The following is a 22,690-nucleotide window of genomic DNA, read 5'->3' as shown; positions in this document are numbered from 1 at the left end:
TTTCTACTCTAATTCGACGAGATCGTCTCCTTCGTTCACAAACTCTCCTTCTGCTTTCATGACGTTTTTCACCGTTCCAGCTGTTTCTGCTTCTATCGGAATCTCCATTTTCATCGATTCTAAAATCGCCACTTCTTGACCTGCTTCTACCGTATCTCCTGGTTGTACTAGTAATTTCCATAAGTTTCCTGCCATCGAAGATTTAATCATTGTCATTGTGTCTTCCTCCTCATTTACTTCTCTGTTTTTTCTTTTTGTAAGTATTCTGAGACAAAAGAGATGGTTGCTTTTCCTTGTTGGAATTGGTCATGAGATAATACGTCTAAAAGCATCGGAATGTTCGTTTTAATGCCCTCCACACGATATTCTCGGAGTGCTGTTTTCATTGCTGCGATTGTTTCCTTTCGTGTTGCTTTGGAAACAATGAATTTTGCGATCATCGGATCATAATAAGGGGTCACCGTACTGCCGGATGTTACGCCGCACTCATGGCGAAGTCCTTTTCCTTCCGGTACCGATAAAGCCGAGATCGTCCCTGGGGAAGGAAAAAACGTGTTCGGGTCTTCTGCATAAATTCGTGCTTCCAGCGCGTGTCCAGACATGGCAATATCATCTTGGGAAAACGGTATTCTTTCACCAGAAGCAATCCGCAATTGCCATTCAACGATATCCACACCTGTCACTTCTTCCGTCACAGGATGCTCTACTTGGAGACGCGTATTCATTTCAAGGAAATAAAAATTCTCATCGGGATCGACTAAAAATTCCATCGTTCCGGCGTTTGTATACCCCATATGTTTTGCTGCTTGTACCGCAGCTTTTCCCATTTTGTGACGAGTCGCTTCAGACATGAAAGGCGATGGACTTTCTTCAATCACCTTTTGATTACGCCGTTGTACGGAACAATCTCGTTCACCGAGATGAACAACATTCCCGTATTCGTCCGCAAGAATCTGAATTTCAATGTGACGAGCGTTTTCAATGAGTTTCTCCAGATAAAGAGTCCCATTTCCGAAAAATGATTCCGCTCTTTTTTTATTCCCTTCAAAGACTTTTCTTAATTCCGCTTCATTGGCAGCCCTCTCCATTCCAATCCCACCACCACCGGCAGCGGCTTTTAACATGACGGGATAGCCGATGGTTTCCGCTTGGCGAACAAGGGTCTCCACATCTTCTGTTCCGTTTTCCGTTCCCGGGATGACTGGAAGACCTGCTTCTTTCATCGTTTGTCGGGCCGCGACTTTATCTCCCATTGTCTCAATCACTTCCGGAGAAGGACCGATAAAGATGATTCCTTCCTTTTGACACTCTTTTGCAAATTTCGCGTTTTCGGACAATAAACCGTATCCTGGATGGATCGCGTCTACCTTTGCATCTTTGGCGACTTGAATGATTTTCTCTATCCGTAAGTAGCTTTGTTGCACAGGAGGGGGACCAATCAAATACGCTTCGTCCGCCATTTGAACGTGCATCGCATCTTTATCTGCTTCCGAATAGACGGCAACGGTTTTCATATTTAATTTTTGACATGCGCGCACCACACGACAAGCTATTTCCCCACGATTGGCAATCAATACCTTTTTCAGCATTTCATCACCTCGTCCATATTAAAATAATTCGGTGACAATTCTTGAAGTCCTCTGTCTTTTTAACAACCTAATTGTCTAGCAATGACCAACCGTTGAATTTCTGAAGTTCCTTCGCCAATTTCCATCAATTTCGTATCCCGTAACATTCTTTCTACTTCGTACTCTTTCATATAACCGTATCCTCCATGAATTTGAAGCGCTTGATTACATACCCGGGTTGCCATTTCTGAAGCGTATAACTTGGCAAAGGCTGATTCTTTCGTAAAAGGTTTGTCGTTATCTTTTAACCAAGCAGCTTTTAACACCATGTTTCGTGCCAATTCAATTTCCATTGCCATATCGGCTAATTTAAATTGAATCGCTTGAAAAGAAGATATTGGTTGGCCAAATTGTTTCCGTTCTTTCGCGTATGCGAGGGCTTTATTAAAAGCAGCTTGGGCAATCCCTACCGCTAACGCTGCAATCGAAATTCTCCCTCCATCTAACGTATATAAAAATTGGGAAAAACCCTTTTTAGGATCGCCGAGTATATTTTCTTTTGGCACGCGAACATCTTCTAAAATTAACTCGGACGTATTAGACGCACGCACTCCCATTTTGTCGTAAGGGCTCGTAATTTTAAATCCCGGTGTGTCTGTCGGTACGATAAAGGCTGAAATGATATTTTTTCCTTTCTCTGTTTTTCCGGTAACGGCAGTAACTATCACCGTTCTTGCATACTGAGCATTTGTAATCCAACATTTCTCCCCGTTAATGACATACTCATCTCCATCTAAATAGGCTTTCGTCTGCGTCCCACCTGCGTCAGAACCAGCATTTGGTTCAGTTAACCCAAAGGAGCCGAGAGCCTTTCCGGATGCTAATGGAACAAGATGTTCTTCTTTCTGTTCTTCCGTGCCAAAGTAATAGATTGGACTTGCTCCTAAAGAAACAGCAGCAGCGTAACTGAGCCCCGTACCTCCACAAGCTTTCCCAATTTCCTCAACCGCCAAAGCGTATGAAATTGTGTCTCCCCCGGAACCACCATATTTTTCAGGAAAGGGAATTCCCAATAACCCTAATTCTCCCATTTGCTTGAATGTTTCTTCCGGAAATATTGCTTTTTCATCCCACTCTCTTGCATGCGGTGCAATTTCCTGTTCTGCAAACTCTCTCACCATGTCTCTCGTCATTTTCTGTTCATTGGTTAATTCAAAGTCCATGTCTCTCCCCCTCAATATAAAAATAATTACTCATTTTGAATTTTGAAAAATTAGTATTTTAATTACAAAAGAAGTTAGGAATCATTACAAATGGTTCAACAATATACTAGCAGTATATCTAGGAGCAACACTAAAAATGACAACTGAGCAAGCGCTCAGAAAATGATAAAAATAAAAAGGTTTTTGAAAACGTTTTCAAAACGAACCTAGTTTAAAGTATAAAGAATATTTAAAAAAACGTCAACTATATTTTTCCATACTTAATAGTCAAATTTTATCTATATTTTTGCATGTTTTATTATCAATGTTCATAAAACAATTAAAAAACTAAGATATATTCAAAAAATTATTTTCGTATGAAGGTTCCTAATGAAAATCAATGCGATTGGAGGAGAAATCGTGCTATACTATAGGATATATTCTTTAGTAAGAGTTCGAACCTTAAAGGAGGTTCTATCGTTTTGACTTTTTTTGCAACGATTTTAGGAGTTCTCATTCTTATTTTGCTCATTACTTGGATTCTAGGGTATAACGGTCTGATCACGTATTTAAATTGGGTAGAAGAAGCTTGGGAACAAGTGGAAACTCATTTAAACAAATTGATGCATGACATTCCGACATTCGTCGAAGTCATCCAGCCACACGCCAAGCATGAACAACAGACGCTCGAAAAACTAATTGAATTACGCGGTCATATTCATTCCCCTCATTTGAATCGAATCGAAAAGATGGCTTATCAACAAGAAATATCTCAAATATTAACATCGCTATTTACCTTACAACAAGAACTCCCCCAACTAGAAGAAGATGAACGTTTCCAAAAAGTGCATGAAAACATGGTAAAAACGGAAACTAAGTTAAACAAGGCAATTTCTATTTATAATAATACAGTTACGAAATATAATACAAAAATCCAAAAACCTCCTTCCAATTTAGTCGCAAGTATCCATAACTTTCATCCCCGTGATACCATTGAAATTTAAGGCGAAATGATTTCATTTCGTCTTTTTTGCCTTCATCCCTTCTTGTCACTCAATGTGATAAAATAAATGTAAAGATGCAGATTTCAATAAAGGAGTTTAATGAATGGATCATTTTGAACGAAACTTAGAAAAATATGCAAGCTTAGCTATTCAAAAAGGTATTAATCTTCAACCAGGTCAATTTCTTTTCATTCAAGCACCTATTACAGCGCGAGCGTTCGTTCATATTCTCGTGAAACAGGCGTATCAAACAGGGGCAAAAAATGTCCACGTCGAATGGTCTGATGAGGAATTAACGAGAATCAAATTTGACGAAGCACCAGAAGAAGCTTTTTCTTTCTTTCCGAAATGGTTAGCGGAAGGGAGAGAACAATTAGCGGAGGAAGGTGCCGCATTTATAACGATTAAATCGACCGATCCTGATTTGTTACAAGGCGTCGCTCCGGAAAAAATTGCCTCTGCCAATAAAGCAGCCGGAGAAGCGTTAGGCAATTTTCGAACTTATATTCAATCAGACCGTGTCAGTTGGCTCGTTATTTCCACCCCGTCCCCGGGTTGGGCCAGAAAAGTGTTCCCTCAAGAAACGTCTGAAGAAGCGGAACGAAAATTATGGGAAGCAATCTTTCAAGCAGTACGTGTGGACACAAACGATCCAATTGAAGCATGGAACACCCATAATAAGAAACTTCATGAAAAAGCAAACTACTTGAATCAAAAAAAATATAAAACCCTTCATTATAAAGCCCCTGGGACAGATTTAACCATTGATCTTCCTGAAGGACATATTTGGGCAGGTGGGGGAAGTCCAAACGAAGATGGCGTTGATTTTATTGCCAATATGCCAACGGAAGAAGTGTTTACAGTTCCTCATAAGTACGGGGTAAATGGTTACGTCTCCAACACGAAACCGTTAAATTATAGCGGTAGCATCATTGATCATTTCACCCTCCACTTTGAACAGGGACGAATTACGAAGTTTGATGCAAAACAAGGAAAAGAAGTGTTGGAACGTTTAATCAACACCGATGACGGCGCTCATTATTTAGGGGAAGTGGCGCTCGTTCCCCACAGTTCTCCTATTTCACAATCAAACCTTTTGTTTTACAACACGTTATTTGATGAAAATGCCTCGAGCCACTTGGCAATTGGGAGTGCTTATGCTTTTTGTATTGAAAATGGAACGGATATGTCCACCGAAGAAGCAGATAAACATGGACTAAATGATAGTATTGTCCATGTCGATTTTATGATTGGAAGCAATGAAATGGATATTGACGGCACCCTTCCAGACGGAACAGTAGAAGCAATTATGCGTCAGGGCGAATGGGTGATTTAATCCCTTTAGCTTGGAGCTGTCCAAAAAGTCATGATTGGTGACTTTTTGGACATTTTTTGTTACCGCTTCATTAAAAATTGCTTCTGGAAACGCCTCTTGGCCGAATAGGCATGTTTCCAACACCAAATGGTTGATGGAAGTAAGTCATGGATAGTCATGCCATCGGTTTCATATAAAAAGAGCTAATGGAAGCAAGCCATGAATGGTTCATAACACTATTTCATTCAAAAACGTCTGATGAAAGCAAGTCATGGATCGCTCATGCCACCGTTTCATTCAAAAATAGTTTGTGGAAACAAGCTATGAATGGATCATGGCACCGTTTCTATCCAAACACCCTTGTGAAAGCAATCCATACACGATGTATGGCACCGTTTCAGCGCTAAATAATTGTTGAAAGGAACGCTCGATTTATTTTTCAGGACTTATTAGACAGCCTCAAGCTTAATTTACGATAACGTCTTGCGCCCAACTTTTCTGCCATTGTAGCTAAACAACGTATGTTTTTCATTTAATACTGTCTCCAGGTGAACCGTCCGTCCCCACAATTGATAAATATACGGCAACGTTTTTTCTAAATATTTTATATCTAACTCTTCCCCTTCATAATGATGAGTGATATATAATTCACCAGCTTTGGCGTAATCTCCATCAGTGACAGTGAGGTATGGAAATCCTCCATTTACGCGGGAGCGAATCAATTGATCCCTTACTTCTTTCCAATACGTATCTACTACGCGATATTCATTCCCCTGTTTTTGAAAAAGATACATATCTTCTTCTTCCACCACTTCCTTGGTCAAATAATTGCGAAGAAAAGAAATGTCTGATTCTAATTCCCTTACTTCAAATATTTTTTTCCGACCGCTGCCGGGTTTCACTCCCAGTTTCTTTAACTTCTCATCGGGATTATTGTAATTTTCTTCTATTTTTTCAAATATTTTTAGACCTAAATGATATGGGTTAATGGAAGTTCGGGACGGTTGCACTACACTTGCATTTAGTTTAGCAAACTCAATGCTTTCATCGGTACTTAAATCAAGTTCTCTTAAAATTCGTGCATGCCAATAAGACGCCCACCCTTCATTCATAATTTTCGTTTCTAACTGAGGCCAAAAATATAACATTTCCTCTCGAATAATCGTGAGTATGTCTCGTTGCCAGTCTTCTAAATAGTTACTATGCTGCTCAATAAACAATAACAAATCTTTTTCCTGAGTAGCCGGGAATGATTTTTTTAATGGTGCTGATTCTTTCTTTTCACTCTTGTCTAATGCCCACAAATCCTCATAAGGAGTGGCAGGTTTACTGATTTCCAATTTTTCCTCATCCTCGTCTTTCTTTCGGTCGACGCGAATGAGACTCGGATCAATATGTTCTTGGATTGATAATACCGCATCTAAAAATGACTCCACTTCTTTTTTCCCGTATTCTTGTTCATAATAAGAAATGCGTTCCGCAGCTGCTGCCATACTTTCTACCATATCTTTTCTCGTATTCACAAAACGAACGTTATTTTTAAAGAAATCACAATGAGCAAGAACATGGGCGACAATTAATTTATTTTGTATGAGTGAGTTACTATCAAGCAAAAACGCATAACACGGATCTGAATTAATAACCAATTCATAAATTTTACTCAACCCTAAATCATAATGCAGTTTCATTTTATGAAAGCTTTTCCCAAAAGACCAATGAGAGAAACGAGTCGGCATGCCGTAAGCACCAAATGTGTAAATAATGTCCGCTGGGCATATTTCATACCTCATCGGATAAAAATCGAGCCCAAATCCTTTTGCGATTTCAGTAATTTCATCAATCGCTTCATATAATTCTCTCTCCTCTTGTTTATTCATCTTTAATCCTCCCCCGTCTTAACCTATCTTATATATATGAACGGGAGAAGGAAGAATGAATAAGATGATCAAACAAAACGTTTGATTTTTTTATATGATTTCACTTCGCGAATATCTCCTTTTTCTTTTTTATCAAAACCCAAGTATGCTGCCTTAACTGATTCATCGGAAAGCAATTTATCCACCGACCCTTGCATGACGATTCGGCCATTTTCCAATACATAGGCATAATCGGCAATAGAAAGGGCGATGTTAGCGTTTTGCTCTACTACTAAAATAGAGGTTCCTTCTTCTGTATTAATTTGTTTAATATTTTCAAATATTTCCTTTACTAATAATGGTGCAATTCCTAACGATGGTTCATCCAATAATAAAATTTTAGGTCGAGCCATAATCCCCCGGCCGATTGCCAACATTTGCTGCTCCCCACCAGACAATAAACCGGATAATTTTTTCCTAAGCATCTTTAACTTTGGAAAATAATGATACACCCTCTCAATATCATCCGGGATATTTTTTCTATCTTTCCGAGTATAAGCACCGGTTAATAAGTTTTCCTCTACTGTTAAATGAGTAAATACCCTTCTTCCTTCAATACATTGAAATATTCCCTTTTCCACAATTTTATCAGGATCCATCCCATGAATCTGCTCTTTCTCAAACTCTATCGTGCCTTCTGTAATTGCTCCTCCTTCTTGTTTTAACAATCCGGAAATTGCTTTTAAAGTGGTTGATTTTCCAGCTCCATTACTACCTAAGAGTGCGACAATTTTTCCGTCTGGTACTTCTAAAGATACGCCTCTAATTGCTAGAATACTTTTGTTGTAAACAACTTCTACATTATTTATACGTAGCACGCGGTTACCCTCCTCGTCTGTTTCATAAAATGAATCTCTCCTCAGACATGTTAGATTGAATAGAGGAGAGATTTTCAGTTTATTTAGAGTTGAATGTCTAAATTATTGGTAATCACTAATGCCAAAATAATCTTGAATGATTTCCCATTGTCCATCTCGCAATTGACCTAAGCGGAGGCGATCGGTTCCCGCATGATTATCCGGAGAGAAAGAAACGTTCGCAGCAAGTCCTCCTAAGTCTAAATCATCAATTTGTTCAATTGCTTCTTTCATGACAACCCCATCTATTTCATCGGGACTATAATCTTCTAGTGCAATACGAATTGCTTCTCCAAAAATAGACATCGTTACCCAGCCTTGAACAAACTTTTGGTTGACATCGTCATCTTCAATGCTTCTTCCTTTTGATTCCAAATATTGTAGTATTGGTTCCATACCTGGTAAATCCTCATATGGGAAAGCATGCGTAATGGTAGCCATAAATCCATCGAGAGCTTCCACCCATTGCTGGTTATCGGCACCACTTGGTACGATTCCTTCACCACCAGCCCAGTTTAAGCCAATAAATTGTGTGTTCCATTCTAAGTTATGGGCATCCCGAACGACATTTCTTGTTTGTCCCCAAGTATATTGGGTAATAGCATAATCCGGCTGACCTTGGTTACGCTCATACGCTTGCAGTGTTGTCAGAGGGTCATTATCAGATAGTTCAATTAAAATATCATTAACTATTTCAATTTCACCATCCATTTGTTCTGCTGCATAATCTTTTATATCTTGCATAGGTGATTCACTAAACGGGTTTCCTTTTTCGTACACAAGTGCAAGAGTTACTGGAAAGTCTCCTTCGTGATTTTCTCTAATCCATTCTAAAACCGCACGTCCTTGATCAGAATAACTTGCAGCGACCAAATAGTTAAATCCACTTTCGGATCCTGTATCTTTTAAGTTTTCAGACAATGACCCAGAGAAATATGGGATTTGATCTGCAATGATTTGGCTACGTAAAGCTTCCGTATCCCCTGTTCCCCAACCAATAATAGCAGAAACGTCATGACGGTCTCGTAAAGATTGATATATTTGTTGCGCTCGGCTTATATCATACGCATAATCTTCACTAATTAGCTCAATGTTTACTCCATCTATTCCTCCTTGAGAATTTATATACTCGACGTATGATCTTGCTCCGTCAGCATATGGGGCACCAACGTCTCCTGTTGCACCAGTTTCATCAAAAATACCTCCGATTTTTACGACTCCGTTAGAGCCGCCACCGCCACCTCCATCATCACCTACCGTTGATTCACTACCTCCCCCTCCACACGCTGCTAATAACACAATCGACAAGATGACAGCGCCAGCTATTACTAGCAATTTTTTACTAGACATGTTCATAAAATCCCCCTTTTGTCTTTTTAATAGTTATTGTATCTTCTAATAGTTGAAGATACGATATGTCTATCTCCTCAGAGTAATTCTAAGGATCGTGACATCTGTTTTGAAAAATAGTTAATAGGAAAACGGCCATAATCTTAAGTAAGTCTTTATATTATTCCAAATATGGATGAGTCCTCCAGGCTCAAATATTAAAAACAAAATAATGACTAATCCGAAAACAAACTCTTGAAATGAATTAAGTAAAGAATAGGCGTTAGGCATATACACAGTTAAAAATTCTATCATATACCCTAAAGCTACCGGGAGTAAAGTGATGAATATAGCTCCTAAAATGGATCCAAACACACTACCTAGTCCACCTACTAAAATCATCGCTAAATATTGAATGGAAACATCAATACTATACAATTCAACAGTGACAATCATCGTATAGTGGGCGAGTAAAGCTCCACCAATACCAACAATGAATGAACTGAGAGCAAACGCAACAACTTTATATTTAAGCAAGTGAATACCCATGATTTGTGCTGCCACGTCGCGATGATGGACTGCTAAAAAAGCTCGCCCTGTTTTTGCTCTAAACAAATTTAATGTGTAAATCGTTACCAACAATAGAATGACGAGACATAAGTAGTAATAACTCGTTTGACTCGAGAAAGTAAAACTTCCAATGGAAGGACGCTGTAGTACCATTCCTTCTCCTCCACCAGTTAATCCCGAAAATCGTCCAATTGCCCATAACACGATAAATTGAGCTGCCAATGTAGCGATAGCTAAATATAATCCCTTTAATCGTAGGGAAGGTATTCCAAATATCCCTCCTACTATCGCTGTAACTAAACCAGCCAAAGGTAAACTAATCCAAAAGCTCCAACCGAGGATCGAGGTCAAGATCGCTGAAGTATATCCACCAATAGCTAAAAACGCTCCTACCCCTACTGATATTTGGCCAGTAAAACCCGTTAGTATATTGAGTCCAATGGCGCCAATACTTGCGATTGCACAAAGAGTAGCTAGTCCGATAACATAATTGGATGTGAACAAGGGAAGTAAAAACAATAATAAAACGATAATAAAAATTCTTAGCTTCACTCGTGGTATGCGAAATAAATGCATATCTTTACTGTAATTAGTTTTATAGTTACCACATTCCATTACAAATGGATTCCTCATTGACTACACCCTTTCAATTCCACCTTTTCCAAATAATCCATGTGGTTTTATCATCAAGATGAGTGTCACGATAATAAATGGAATAACTTCTTTCAGTCCGCCTCCTAAAATAGGTTCTAAATAACCAGCAGTAAGGTTTTGAATAATCCCAACAAGAAAACCAGCAACAATTGCTCCTAAAATACTGTCTAGTCCCCCTAAAATAACTACTGGAAGTACAGTTAACCCAATTGTTGCCATCGTAGCGTCTACACCGTTAATATTTCCTAATAAAACACCACCAACGGCAGCAACGAGAGAAGCAAAACCCCATGTGATAAGATATACGTTTTTAACACTAATACCAACCGACGAGGCAGCCATTTGATCATCAGCTACCGCACGCATTGCTAATCCGAGTTTAGAATATTTAAATAATAAGCCGAACAGTATTAACATAATGATTACAATAATGAAGGACCATAGATAAACAGGAGATATAATAATTTCGCCCATCCGAATTGGTGTTGATGGAAACACTGGTGGATAGGACTGTGTTTGATATCCCCAAATCATGTGTGCAAATCCTGCCAGTAGACTTGATAAACCAATTGTTGCCATAATGACTGAAATAGTAGGCGCGTTAATCAGCGGTCTTAACACTACTCTTTCCACAATCATTCCTAGAAGTACGTTAAATACTAAAGTCAGTAAGAAAGCAAATATAAAGGGAATTTGATAAACGGCGACTAATGTGAGACAGATATAAGAACCAATGAGCACAAATTCACCATTTGCTAAATTTAATGCACCACTTGCTCTATATATCAGCACAAATCCCAATGCGACTAAAGCATAAATACTTCCGACGACAACACCGGTTATAATCATTTGTAATAGAAATCCCATTATATCAACTCCCGCTGATTATATAGATCAATAATTCTTAAATTCATTTCTCTGTCACCGTTGGCACTAGTAGTTTTTTCCCTAATCTGCGCTTCTTCTATATACATACTTTCAAATATGAGTTTATATTTTTTCTCCAAATGACGACGGCGTATTTTTCTTGTGCGAGTTAATTCACCATCATCCGCGCTTAGTTCTTTCTGTAAAATAACAAATTTCTTAATTCTAAGACCTTCCGGTAATTCTTCCATTACTTTAGTCACTTCTTTTTCAATTAACTTAATTACTTCTTCTTTCAGTGGTAAATCTTCTGGTGTAGTATAAACAAGTTTGTTCTCTTTCGCCCATGTTCCTACACTGTCATAATTAATGTTAATGAGGGCTACTAAATAAGTTTTGTCTTGTCCGTAAATAATAGCTTCTTTTATAAAATTACTATTTTTCAGACTGTTTTCTACTTGAGAAGGTGGGACATGCTCACCACTAGCCAGTCTAATCATGCTTTTCTTATCTTCAATAATATGCAAATGGCCATTATCATCTATATTTCCAAAATCTCCTGTTGCAAGCCAGCCATTATCTATTCCCATATCTTGTCCGTTGTTTTTGTAATATCCAATGAATGTGCTGGGACTTTTGACGTATACTTCATTGTTTTGAGAAAGTTTTAGCTGTACATTCGGTACATTTAATCCAACGCTACCGAGAAGCTTATCATCATTTCGATGAACAGCTACAATCCCACCTGCTTCCGTTGTGCCATACGTTTGTTTGACATTTACACCTATTGAGTGAAAAAATATAATGGCTTCAAGACTTAACGGAGCACCAAATATATAAGCATTTTTAATTCTTGCTAAACCAAGATGATCACGAATAGCGCTAAAAATAATATAGTCTCCAATCCAATACATGAACTTTTCAAAAAAAGTGACGCTTCCTTTATTTAATTGCGCTGATGCATATTTTCTACCAAATTTTCTGAAAAATCGATATATTTTTCTTTTAAATTGACTTGAGCCGTTCATCCGTAAATAAAAACGAGAAATAATATTTTCATATGTTCTTGGAGGAGCAAGCAACAGATGTGGTCCTATTTCTCTAAAATCGGTTAAGACCGTGTTGGGTTGCTCAGGAAAATTAATCGTAATACCTCTGTATAAGGAAGCAACAACTGCTATTAATTGTTCCCCAATCCAGGCCAACGGTAGAAATGAAAGATAATCCTCCTTTTCATTGATAGGATCCACTTCATTGATTGAATGTATGGATTGTATTAAATTTTCATGGGTAAGCATAACTCCTTTTGGATTATCTGTAACTCCAGCTGTATAAGAAATAATAGCCACATCGGAGCTGAGCAATTGCTCAGTTTGTTCGATAAAAAAACGTTCGTTTTCTTGATAAAGTTTTTTTCCTGCTTCTTTTATTTCTTCAATATAAACTAATTTTTCATTTGTGTAACGTCTCAATCCTTTATCGTTATAATAGATGATTTTTTCCACTTTAGGAATTTGATTTTCTATTTCTAATAACTTATCTACTTGTTCTTGATCTTCTGCTATGACTATTCTCGCGTCGCAATGATTCAAATAATAAACTAATTGATCTCCAAAAGATTCTTGATAAATACCGACACTTATTCCACCTAAAGATTGAGTAGCTAGTTGGGCATAAAGCCAATCGGGTCTATTATCACCAATAATTGCTAGTTTTTCGCCTTTTTTAAAGTCAAACTCACTTTTCAGCCCTAGGCTCAAAGAATGAACATTATCGAAATATTCTCCCCATGTGATCTCGTTCCAGATTCCATATTTCTTTTGTCTCAAAGCTACCCCGTCTTTATTATCGCGTGCCTGTTTTATAAGCAATGCAGGTAATGTATTCTTAGAAGACATTAACAGCTTGCCTCCCTTCATATAGTAAGTTCTTCTCCAATGTATGCTTTAATCACATCAGGATTTTGTTGAACTTCCTTAGGTGTACCAAAACCTATTTGTTTACCAAAATCCAAAACGACTAAATGATTAGATAATCCCATTACGACTTCGAGATCATGTTCAATTAAAACAACTGTAATATTTTTTAACTCGAGCATGTCCAAAATAAATCTTGACATTTCTTCTTTTTCTGAAGCGTTCATTCCGGCCATAGGTTCATCAAGTAATATAAGTTCTGGATCTAAAGCTAAAGCTCTTCCTACTTCCACCCTTTTTTGAAGACCGTATGGGAGCTTGTCTACTGGAGTATGTCGAATATCTTGCAACTGTAAAAAATCGATTACTTCTTCTACTTTTCTTCTATGTTGTACCTCTTCCTTTTCTGCAGCCCCCCAATAGATACCGCTTTTAATAAAGCCGGATTTCATCAACGTATGTCTACCTAACTTTAAATTATCAAGAACAGACATACTTCCAAATAGTGCTATATTTTGAAATGCCCTAGCAATCCCTAATTTTGTTCTTTGATGTGGTTTCATCGGAAGTATGTTTTTTCCTTTATAATGAATCTCCCCTTCAGATGGTTTGTAAAGACCGCTTATACAATTTAGCATACTCGTTTTTCCTGCTCCATTAGGCCCAATAATGGAAAATATTTCACCTTCGTTTATATGAAAGCTAACATCATTTAAGGCTTTAACACCACCAAACTGAAGGGATATATTTTTTATCTCCATAATTTTATTCATTCGTATTAATTCTCCTTATTCTTTTTGTAAATCAAGAATTGTAAGCGCTATCAAAAATCGTGAGTGGTAAGCCGGACCTCCTTTTGGCCCGGCAAAATTAATTTTTCATGGATACAATTTTATATATTTGAATTCATATTACTAGAAACTACTTCTTTAATATGTTCAATCGCTTCAGGATCTTCTAGTCCTGTGACGTCACTTACGACATCTCCTTTTACTTGAATCTCCTTTAAGAGACGTCGCATAATTTTTCCGCTCACCGTTTTTGGCATCGCTTTAACGAAGTAAATATCACGAGGACGAGCGATTTGTCCTACACCTTTAACGATGCTTTCTTCGATTTCTTTTTTCAATTTATCGTCGCCAATGTAACCTCCCGATAATGTAGCAAAAACAACCGGTACTTCTCCTTTTATTTCATCAGGAGCACCAATGACAGCTACTTCGGAGACCGCTTCACATTCTAACACAGAGTTTTCAATCTCCATCGTACTTAATCGATGTCCTGACACGTTAAAGGCATCATCTGAACGCCCAACAACCCAGAAATATCCATCTTCATCCTCTAACGCAATGTCACTGGCATAATAACATCCTTCTACTTGACTAAAATATTGTTCATAATAACGCTCTGGTTCGCGCCATAACGTACGACATAACATTGGAAATGGCTTTTTGATGACTAAATTACCTAATGTACCTTTTGGAACCGGGTTTCCTTGATCATCTACAACTCCTACATCCGCGCCCAAAAATTGAACGCCCGCTGATCCCGGCTTCATCGGTGTCAACCACGCAGCACCTGCAAGCGGACAACCGGCTGTTTCCGTTTGTCCCCAAGTGTTGTTTACACAAATGTTTCCTCCACCTAGCACATCTCTCGTCCAATGCCACGTTTCCGGATCGAACGGTTCACCTACCAAAGAGACGACATCAAGACATGACAGATTATATCGTTTTACCGCTTGGTCTCCTAAGCTACGAAGCATCCTGAGCGCTGTTGGAGCTGTAAATAACTTATTGACTCGATACTTATCGATGATTTGATAAAAACGATCTTGTTCCGGGTAATTAGGTGCTCCTTCGTAAACAATGGTCGTCACTCCATTGGCAAAAGCGCCGGCAATTCCCCATATATGCATCGTTAACCAACCCACATCGGCTGTGCACCAAAAGACGTCATCCGGATGATGATCCATATGGTATTTCGCGTAAATATAATTTTGAACGACAAAAGCCATCCCAGCATGGACCACACCTTTTGGTTTACCTGTTGTTCCACTAGTATAGAAAACAATACTTGGTTCATTTGCTTCCACTGGAACAGGTTCAAAGACAATTGAAGCTGTTTTCATTTCTTCGTGCCACCAATAATCTTTTCCTTTCTTCATCGCTGGTTTCGTACCTAAACGGTCAACCACGACAACCGCATTGACACTAGGTACATCTGACAACACATTATCTACTTTTTCTTTGAGAGGTATTACTTTTCCACGGCGCAAACTAGCATCGGCGGTCACAATGACTTTCGGTTCATAACTCGTTAAACGATCTTTTAATGATTGCTCAGAAAAACCGGAGAAGATGGTGCTATAAACAGCCCCGATACGGAAGCAAGCAAGAATAGCAATAAAAGCCTCTGCAAGGTTAGGGAGAAAAATCGCAACAGGATCCCCTTTTTTAACGCCAAATGACTGAAGAACATTGGAAAAGCGATTTACCTCAGCAAGCAACATCTGATAAGTATAAAAACTTGTAGCTCCATCTTCTCCTTCCCAGATGAGAGCCGTTTTGTTTGCTGCCCCATTTTCAATATGACGATCTAATAAGTTGTAGCATGGATTACTCCATCCGCCTTTAAAAAATTCAAATGACGGCAAACTGCCACTGATTGTCTTTTCCCACGGCTGAAACCAATGGAGTTCTTTTGCGACATCGTTCCAAAAGCTTTCAGGATCTTCTTGCGACTTTTTTAATAATTGTTGAAATGCTTCCGTACTCCCTAATTCAGTAGTCTCTTGCTTTTCTTTCTCAGGATAAACAATCTTACTATTTTTTACTAGTTCTTGAATTCCGCCTAAATCTGCGCTCAAACAAATCCCCTCCCCAAAGAAATTAGTATTTTTTTGTAATTATAAAAAATATTAACTTTATTGGTACTAATATAATGTAAGCGCTATCATTGGTTATTTTAAAATAATACCACCGCTCTGTCAATGTAAAAATAAAAAATTTTAAGAAAATACAAAATGGTGTTTGCTATTTTATTTTACGATGGTAATGAAAATAAATGATAAAAAACTGCCACAATGACATTCCATTGTAGCAGTCATTCCTTTACATCCGTTTTTTTACTTGCTCCATGACCGATGCTTTTACGCGAAATAATTTATCATTCGCTTCTTTGAGAGAATTTCCTTTCACACCAAAATAAAATTTAATTTTTGGTTCTGTCCCGGAAGGACGAATACAAAACCATGTTTCTTCCTCCGTCTTGTACTTTAACACATTGGATACCGGTAATTTTATCGTCTCTTTTTGTTCATTTGAAACGATGAATCGCTCTGACATAAAGTAATCTTCCCGAATCGTAATTTCTTCATCTCCTATCATGCTTGGGGGGTTCTTTCGAAAAGCAGTAATGATGTTTTCCATCTGTTCTAAACCATCTTTTCCAGGAAGCGTGAGGGATTCTAATCCTTCTCTATAATAACCAAATCTCTCATAGAGAGTATGTAATGCTTCATACAACGTTTTATTTTCCTTTTCTTTATACCATAACGCCATCTCTGCACAAAGTAGCGCCGCTTGTACTCCATCTTTATCACGAACGAAGTCTTTCACTAAATAACCGTAAGATTCTTCAAAGCCAAACTGAAATTCATATTGCCTTGTCTTCTCATACTCTTTCATCTTTTCTCCAATAAATTTAAATCCGGTTAATGTGTCCACTGTTGTTACTCCGTAGTGATTGGCGATTTTTCGTCCTAATTCAGAGGACACAATCGTTGTTAACATCACACCGTTTTTCGGTAAGAGCTGTTGGGCTTTTCTTTCTTTTAATAAGTAGTCGAGCATAAGAGCCGCTGTTTGGTTTCCTGTTAATAATTCATATTCACCGTGTTCGTTTTTCACCGCAAGTCCTAAACGATCTGCATCCGGATCTGTTGCCATTAATATATCCGCATCCACCCGTTTCCCTTCTGCGATGGCATATGTGAAGGCTTCTTTGTTTTCTGGATTTGGACTTTTCACTGTGGAAAAATTCGGATCTGGCAATGCTTGTTCTTGAACGACGTGCACATTTTTAAAACCGCTCGTCTCCAATGCTCTCGTGACAGGAAAGTTGGCTGTCCCATGAAGAGGGGTGAATACAATTGTGATTTGTTCTCCTTTCGACTGAAGCAATTTAGGATGTAGAGAAACAGTTTGTAATTTTTCGTTATACGCCTTATCCACTTCTTCACCGATCATCATGAGCTGTCTTTTCGCTTTCATTGTATTCTCATCTGCTACTTGTATGGATAATTCGTCTTCCACTTCTACCACTTTATTCATTAATTCTTGCGCCGGCTCTGGTGGAAATTGTCCTCCATCTTCACCATACACTTTAAAACCATTATATTCCGGAGGGTTGTGACTAGCGGTAATCATCACCCCCGCAAATGCCTGTAAATGTCGCACGGCAAAAGAAAGCTCGGGAGTCGGACGGAGTTCTTGAAAGACGTATACTTGAATGTCGTGCGCCCCTAATGTGAGCGCCGTTTCCATCGCAAAGTGATAAGATTGGTGCCTCGAATCATACGCGATCACCACTCCTCGTTGTTTTGCTTCTTCACCGTAATCCTCTACATAGCGCGCCAGCCCTTCCGCAGCTCTTCGAATCGTAAAGGTGTTCATCCGATTCGTGCCAGGTCCCAATTTACCTCGCATCCCTCCCGTACCAAATTCCATCCATTTGTAAAAACAGTCTTCCAGTTCTTTTTCGTCTTTTTCTATCTGTTTTAATTGCTTTTTTAAGTCATCATCTAACCAAAAACAATTGCTCCATCGTTTCCAATGATCCCGCCAAGTCACCATGTTACCACTCCACTCCTTTAAAATTCATCTCTTTTACAAACAGAACTATGGTTTGAACACCATGGACGCTTCCACTGCTTTTTTCCATCCGTCATAATATTTATTTCTCACTTCTGCGTCCATTTGGGGCTGAAAAGTTCGCTCTCGCTTCCATTGACTAGTTATCTCCTCTTTGCTCTCCCAAAAACGAACCGCAAGTCCTGCCAAATAAGCAGCACCAAGGGCAGTGGTTTCTTGAACCATCGAGCGTTCCACGGGAGCTGCAATCATATCGCTTTGAAATTGCATTAAAAAATTGTTTTCTACCGCTCCTCCGTCTACTCTCATCGTGTGAATCGGAATCTTTGCTTCTTCTTGCATCGCTTCTAAAACGTCTTTCGTTTGATAAGCAAGAGACTCTAACACCGCTCGAATAAAATGCTCTTTTTCCGTTGCCCGAGTAAGACCAAAGACCGCACCCCGGGCCTCGCTATCCCAATAAGGAGCACCAAGACCGACAAACGCCGGAACGACGTAGACGCCACCCGTGTTTTCAACCCGGTTTGCGTACATTTCCGAATCAGGTGATTGTTCAATCATTCTCAAAGCATCCCGTAACCATTGGACAGCAGAGCCAGCAACAAATACGCTTCCTTCTAACGCATACTCCACTTTCCCATCTAATCCCCACGCAATCGTTGTAATTAAGCCATGTTTAGAAGGGACAGGGGTTTCACCCGTATTCATTAAAAGAAAACATCCTGTTCCATATGTATTTTTTATCATACCTTTTTCAAAACACGCTTGTCCGAATAACGCTGCTTGTTGATCTCCTGCTACGCCTGCAATCGGAACACGCTCTCCTAAAAAATGATAATCTAGTGTATAAGCATAAATTTCGGAAGAAGATTTTACTTCCGGTAACATCGCTTTTGGTATATTTAACATCCGCAATAATTCGTCATCCCACTCCAACGTATGAATATTATACATCATTGTGCGTGACGCATTGGAATAATCGGTTACATGAGCTTCTCCACCGGAAAATTTCCAAATTAACCACGTGTCAATGGTTCCAAATAATAACTCTCCCTTTTCCGCTTTTTCTCTTGCTCCGTCCACATGGTCCAGCATCCATTTTACTTTCGTTCCTGAAAAATAGGGGTCAATGAGTAAACCCGTTTTTTGTTTAACGGTCTCTTCCCAGCCTGCCATCTTTAGTTCCTCACAAATATCCACCGTTTGCCGCGATTGCCACACAATCGCACGATAAATTGGTTTTCCTGTCTTTTTATCCCAGACAACGGTCGTCTCCCGTTGGTTTGTAATACCGATAGCGGCAATCTCCCGGGGAGAAACTTCCGACTTCTCTAGTACTCCTGTAATAACTGCCAATACAGATGCCCAAATATCATTGGCGTCATGCTCCACCCAACCGGAATGCGGGAAATATTGTTGAAATTCTTTTTGCTCCATCGCCACCGGTTCTCCTTGTTTATTAAACAAAATTGCTCGTGAGCTCGTCGTCCCTTGATCGATGGATAACACGTACTGTTTCTCCATTGCCATCCCCCTTTTCATTTATTACAACGTAACGAGAAAAGAAGCTAGTGCTTTCATGTAGCACCAGCTTTTATTGAAAATGTTTTCGTGCAAGGGCTGCAACTTCTTCGGGGATTTTATAAGAAAGTGATTCTTGATGTAACGATTGGAAAAAGTTGATGTCGCTCGTTCCAAGGCCCCCAATCGTTAAGCGAGGAATGAAACGTCCTGTGATAGGAAGAGCTTCGTCCCCAGAAATATGCATCACCATATTAAAACTTGCCATTCCTTGCTCTGTTAAAGTAGCAAAAATAGCTTGTAATCCTTTTGCAAAATCTTCCCAATCCCCTTCTGTTATGCCATCGAGAGAGGTTTTATCTTTAAAAATAAATTGGAAATCATTGTGACTCTTTGGAGAAAAAGCGTGGAACCATCCGACATTTCCGTGTTCTCCAATCCATCGTTCGCCATCTTTTTCGGCGTGATATAATTCGTTAAAATAATCTGCCCCTGTTTCCTCTTGATAACGTTTCGTATGTGTGATAATTGTCCGTTGAAAATTGGTTGGTGTTTCAGAAACGAGGACATGCATGTGCGGATGAAGAATGCTGCCACCGGAATACGGAAGGTAGTTCCAGTTGATGGATGTATATACCCCTTCCTTCTCCACTTTCTTAACTTGTTGAAGAAATGTTTGGCATGCCTGAAAAGCATTGGTGATCATTTCTTTTGTAAACGCTTCAAGTCGGACGTAATGCTCTTTAGAGAAAACGACGACACCATTATATTTACTGTACGGGAACAAGTTTGGAAAAAGGATGGCCTCTCCAACTTGAACTCTTCCTTCTGACACTACCTCTTTCGAAAATTCCGGCGTCATCGTCATGATGTTGTCAGGACAAAACGGGCAATTTTTTCCGCTTGTCTCTTTTGCTTCTTCTGTGTAATCCGGGACAGTAAATTTAGTACCTGGATCAAACACAATTCGTGATGACTCTTTCGTCAACGGATCAATTCTTATTTCTGTTTTCCGATTCACTTTTTCTCCATTGGCACTATAGAATTGAAACCACTCTTCTTTTTTTTGAAACGAAATCCTTTTACTCACCACATCTCCCCCTCGCGTAATCACTTCTCTCCCCTTCCATTATTACCTGAAAATATGTCTTTTGTGAAGTCCTGGTCGCGGTCCTGCAAAAAAGAAAGCCTTCAAGTTGGAAAAATAAAACTTGAAGGCTTTTTTATTATATGGCTTCAGATTCTTGCACGGAAAAGAAATACGTTAACGCATGAAACACGTCTTCTTTCTTTTTCAAAATATAATAGCGAAAACGTTCATCTTCTATTGCTTGGAATGTTTTCATCAAAGTAGAATGCCTTTGATATTGATTTACTTCGGCATACCCGACCATACTGGACAGTTCCATCAAATCTTTCATGAACCGTAAAGCACGGTGATTATCTGAGGTTAAATTGTCTCCGTCAGAAAAATGAAATGGATAAATATTATATTGTTCCGGGGAATAGTGCTGTTCGATCGTCTCTAAAGCTTTTTCATAGGCAGAAGAACAAATCGTTCCCCCACTTTCTCCTTTGGAAAAGAAATCTTCCTCACTTACTCGTTTCGCTTCAGTATGATGTGCGATAAATTCAATGTTTACCGTTTCATACTTTGTTCTTAAAAAACGCACCATCCAGAAGAAAAAACTACGAGCTAAAAACTTTTCCCAACGCCCCATGGAACCAGACGTATCCATCATGGCAATAATAACCGCTTTCGATTCCGGCTTCATTTTTTCATTCCATGTTTTAAAACGTAAATCGTCATTATAAATGGGGTTAATACTTGGTTTCCCTCGTAATGCATTTCTTTTAATGGCCGATAAAATTGTACGTCTTTTATCAATATTTCCCATGAGTCCTTGCTTGCGAATATCATTAAACTCAATATCTTCTACTACCAATTCATCCCGTTCTTTTTGCTTCAAGTTTGGAAGTTCCATTTCATTAAATAATAATTTTTCCAGCTCTACAATGGATACTTCCGCTTCGTAATAATCTTCTCCCGCTTGATCGCCTGCTTTTTTTCCTTGCCCTTGCTTCTTTTGCCCGCTCGGATCTCTTGCAATCACGTCTCCTTCTTTCGTGTCCCCATCCCCTTGACCAGCGTATTTATTATTTTCCATATTGTATCGAATTTTGTACTCATCGAGAGAACGAATCGGTATACGAACGACTTCTCTACCATTCGACATAATGATATTTTCTTCAGTAATGAGATCAGGGAGATTTTCTTTAATCGCTTCTTCTACTTTTTCCTGGTGCCTTCGTTGATCTTGATAACCTTTTCGATGCAGGGACCAATTCTCTTTGGAGACGATAAAATGATCTCTATTTTTCTCTAACATCGAAGGGCCCCCTTTCCTTTTTCAAAGTTCGAAATCAATGGAGTGACTATTTTTTTTAGTATATGCGCATGAGACAAGATAATTGCCAGAAATATAAAAAACCTTTGCGAGTTCACCGCAAAGGCAATCCGTTATTGAATCATTTCCATTTCCGAGATCGGCCAATAACGAAAGCTGGCTTTCCCGACAATTTGGTCCATATCGATAAAACCAAGTTGTCTGCTGTCCATACTGTTTTGACGATTGTCTCCTAACACAAATACTGTACCTGGAGGAACTTCCGATTGGTTTGTCACTTCTTCTAAAGTAAAGTCCTCTGTAAAATTACCGTTTATTGTCTGTTGAATACTCTCCTCTAAATATTCTTCTTCGTACGCTTCTCCATTAATGTAGAGGGTGTCATCTCGATATTCTATATGGTCCCCAGGAAGACCAATCACACGCTTAATATAATCACTGTCTTCATTGGCATGAAAAACAATTAAATCAAACCGTTCCGGCTCCCCAAAATAATAACCAATTTTATTGATGATAAGACGTTCGCCATGTTGTATTGTTGGCATCATGGATTCTCCATGAACCATATAATTTGCAAAGAAAAATGCTCGAATGACAATAATAATTAGAAAAACAATAATAAATGTTTTTATCCAATCCCAAATCTCACGGACTACTTTTCCCATCATTTTTCCTCCTGTCTGCACCGC

General features: G+C 38.8%; 19 protein-coding genes. 3 read left to right on the top strand and 16 right to left on the bottom strand.

Features of this window, described 5'->3' with window-relative positions; all coding sequences use genetic code 11:
- Positions 1-3: 3 nt before the first annotated feature.
- Genes GJS40_RS00635 through GJS40_RS00625 form a run of 3 tightly spaced genes read right to left on the bottom strand, consistent with a single transcriptional unit; the run spans position 4 to position 2,791 of the window.
- Positions 4-216, bottom strand: coding sequence for an acetyl-CoA carboxylase biotin carboxyl carrier protein subunit (locus tag GJS40_RS00635; RefSeq protein ID WP_270895328.1), 213 nt, complete (start codon positions 214-216; stop codon positions 4-6).
- 17 nt (positions 217-233) lie between these two features.
- Entirely contained in the window at positions 234-1,589 is a 1,356-nt protein-coding gene (locus GJS40_RS00630) for an acetyl-CoA carboxylase biotin carboxylase subunit (protein WP_270895327.1), read from the bottom strand.
- A gap of 59 nt (positions 1,590-1,648) precedes the next feature.
- A complete protein-coding gene (locus GJS40_RS00625; protein ID WP_270895326.1) occupies positions 1,649-2,791 on the bottom strand; it encodes an acyl-CoA dehydrogenase in 1,143 nt (380 codons plus the stop codon).
- A gap of 461 nt (positions 2,792-3,252) precedes the next feature.
- Between GJS40_RS00625 and GJS40_RS00620 the strand changes: the two genes are divergently transcribed.
- The 3 genes from GJS40_RS00620 (at position 3,253) to GJS40_RS00610 (ending at position 5,496) form a co-directional block, all read left to right on the top strand.
- Positions 3,253-3,774, top strand: coding sequence for a LemA family protein (locus GJS40_RS00620; RefSeq protein WP_270895325.1), 522 nt, complete (start codon positions 3,253-3,255; stop codon positions 3,772-3,774).
- 103 nt (positions 3,775-3,877) lie between these two features.
- Complete coding sequence (locus GJS40_RS00615) at positions 3,878-5,110, top strand: aminopeptidase (RefSeq protein ID WP_270895324.1); 1,233 nt, start codon at positions 3,878-3,880, stop codon at positions 5,108-5,110.
- A 185-nt stretch (positions 5,111-5,295) separates the two neighbouring features.
- A complete protein-coding gene (locus GJS40_RS00610; RefSeq protein WP_270895323.1) occupies positions 5,296-5,496 on the top strand; it encodes a hypothetical protein in 201 nt (66 codons plus the stop codon).
- A 63-nt stretch (positions 5,497-5,559) separates the two neighbouring features.
- Here GJS40_RS00610 and GJS40_RS00605 read toward each other — a convergent pair whose 3' ends face one another.
- The 13 genes from GJS40_RS00605 to lepB form a co-directional block, all read right to left on the bottom strand.
- Complete coding sequence (locus GJS40_RS00605; protein WP_270895322.1) at positions 5,560-6,966, bottom strand: SpoVR family protein; 1,407 nt, start codon at positions 6,964-6,966, stop codon at positions 5,560-5,562.
- A gap of 68 nt (positions 6,967-7,034) precedes the next feature.
- Entirely contained in the window at positions 7,035-7,823 is a 789-nt protein-coding gene (locus tag GJS40_RS00600; protein ID WP_270895321.1) for an ABC transporter ATP-binding protein, read from the bottom strand.
- A 102-nt stretch (positions 7,824-7,925) separates the two neighbouring features.
- Positions 7,926-9,212, bottom strand: coding sequence for an ABC transporter substrate-binding protein (locus tag GJS40_RS00595; protein WP_270895320.1), 1,287 nt, complete (start codon positions 9,210-9,212; stop codon positions 7,926-7,928).
- 120 nt (positions 9,213-9,332) lie between these two features.
- On the bottom strand, positions 9,333-10,394 hold the full coding sequence (locus GJS40_RS00590) for a branched-chain amino acid ABC transporter permease (protein ID WP_270895318.1): 1,062 nt from the start codon (positions 10,392-10,394) through the stop codon (positions 9,333-9,335).
- A gap of 3 nt (positions 10,395-10,397) precedes the next feature.
- Positions 10,398-11,282, bottom strand: a complete 885-nt coding sequence (locus tag GJS40_RS00585; protein ID WP_333723841.1) for a branched-chain amino acid ABC transporter permease — start codon at positions 11,280-11,282, stop codon at positions 10,398-10,400.
- Positions 11,282-13,180 (bottom strand): AMP-dependent synthetase/ligase, encoded by a 1,899-nt coding sequence (locus GJS40_RS00580; RefSeq protein WP_270895317.1) that lies wholly within the window; start codon positions 13,178-13,180, stop codon positions 11,282-11,284. Before GJS40_RS00580 ends, GJS40_RS00585 begins: the two co-directional genes overlap by 1 nt.
- A gap of 17 nt (positions 13,181-13,197) precedes the next feature.
- Positions 13,198-13,971: an ABC transporter ATP-binding protein gene (locus GJS40_RS00575; protein ID WP_270895316.1), complete on the bottom strand. Its 774-nt coding sequence runs from the start codon at positions 13,969-13,971 to the stop codon at positions 13,198-13,200.
- Positions 13,972-14,090: 119 nt separating this feature from the next.
- On the bottom strand, positions 14,091-16,067 hold the full coding sequence (locus GJS40_RS00570) for an acetate--CoA ligase (RefSeq protein WP_270895315.1): 1,977 nt from the start codon (positions 16,065-16,067) through the stop codon (positions 14,091-14,093).
- 244 nt (positions 16,068-16,311) lie between these two features.
- A complete protein-coding gene (locus tag GJS40_RS00565; RefSeq protein ID WP_377902076.1) occupies positions 16,312-18,051 on the bottom strand; it encodes a phospho-sugar mutase in 1,740 nt (579 codons plus the stop codon).
- Between the two features lie 48 nt (positions 18,052-18,099).
- Positions 18,100-19,596 (bottom strand): glycerol kinase GlpK, encoded by a 1,497-nt coding sequence (gene glpK / locus GJS40_RS00560; RefSeq protein ID WP_270895313.1) that lies wholly within the window; start codon positions 19,594-19,596, stop codon positions 18,100-18,102.
- Positions 19,597-19,666: 70 nt separating this feature from the next.
- Complete coding sequence (locus GJS40_RS00555; protein ID WP_270895312.1) at positions 19,667-20,683, bottom strand: HIT domain-containing protein; 1,017 nt, start codon at positions 20,681-20,683, stop codon at positions 19,667-19,669.
- A gap of 136 nt (positions 20,684-20,819) precedes the next feature.
- Positions 20,820-21,983 carry a sporulation protein YhbH gene (gene yhbH / locus GJS40_RS00550; RefSeq protein ID WP_270895311.1) on the bottom strand — a complete coding sequence of 388 codons (1,164 nt, stop codon included), beginning with the start codon at positions 21,981-21,983 and terminating at the stop codon, positions 20,820-20,822.
- Positions 21,984-22,114: 131 nt separating this feature from the next.
- The gene (gene lepB, locus GJS40_RS00545; protein ID WP_270895310.1) at positions 22,115-22,666 is read right to left on the bottom strand and encodes a signal peptidase I; all 552 of its coding nucleotides are present in this window, start codon (positions 22,664-22,666) and stop codon (positions 22,115-22,117) included.
- Positions 22,667-22,690 lie beyond the last annotated feature (24 nt).

Source organism: Aliibacillus thermotolerans, assembly GCF_027853235.1.
Taxonomy (GTDB): Bacteria; Bacillota; Bacilli; order Bacillales; family Marinococcaceae; genus Aliibacillus; species Aliibacillus thermotolerans.
The sequence above is the reverse complement of the archived record's forward strand: the minus strand, read 5'-3'. Positions and strand labels throughout refer to the sequence as shown.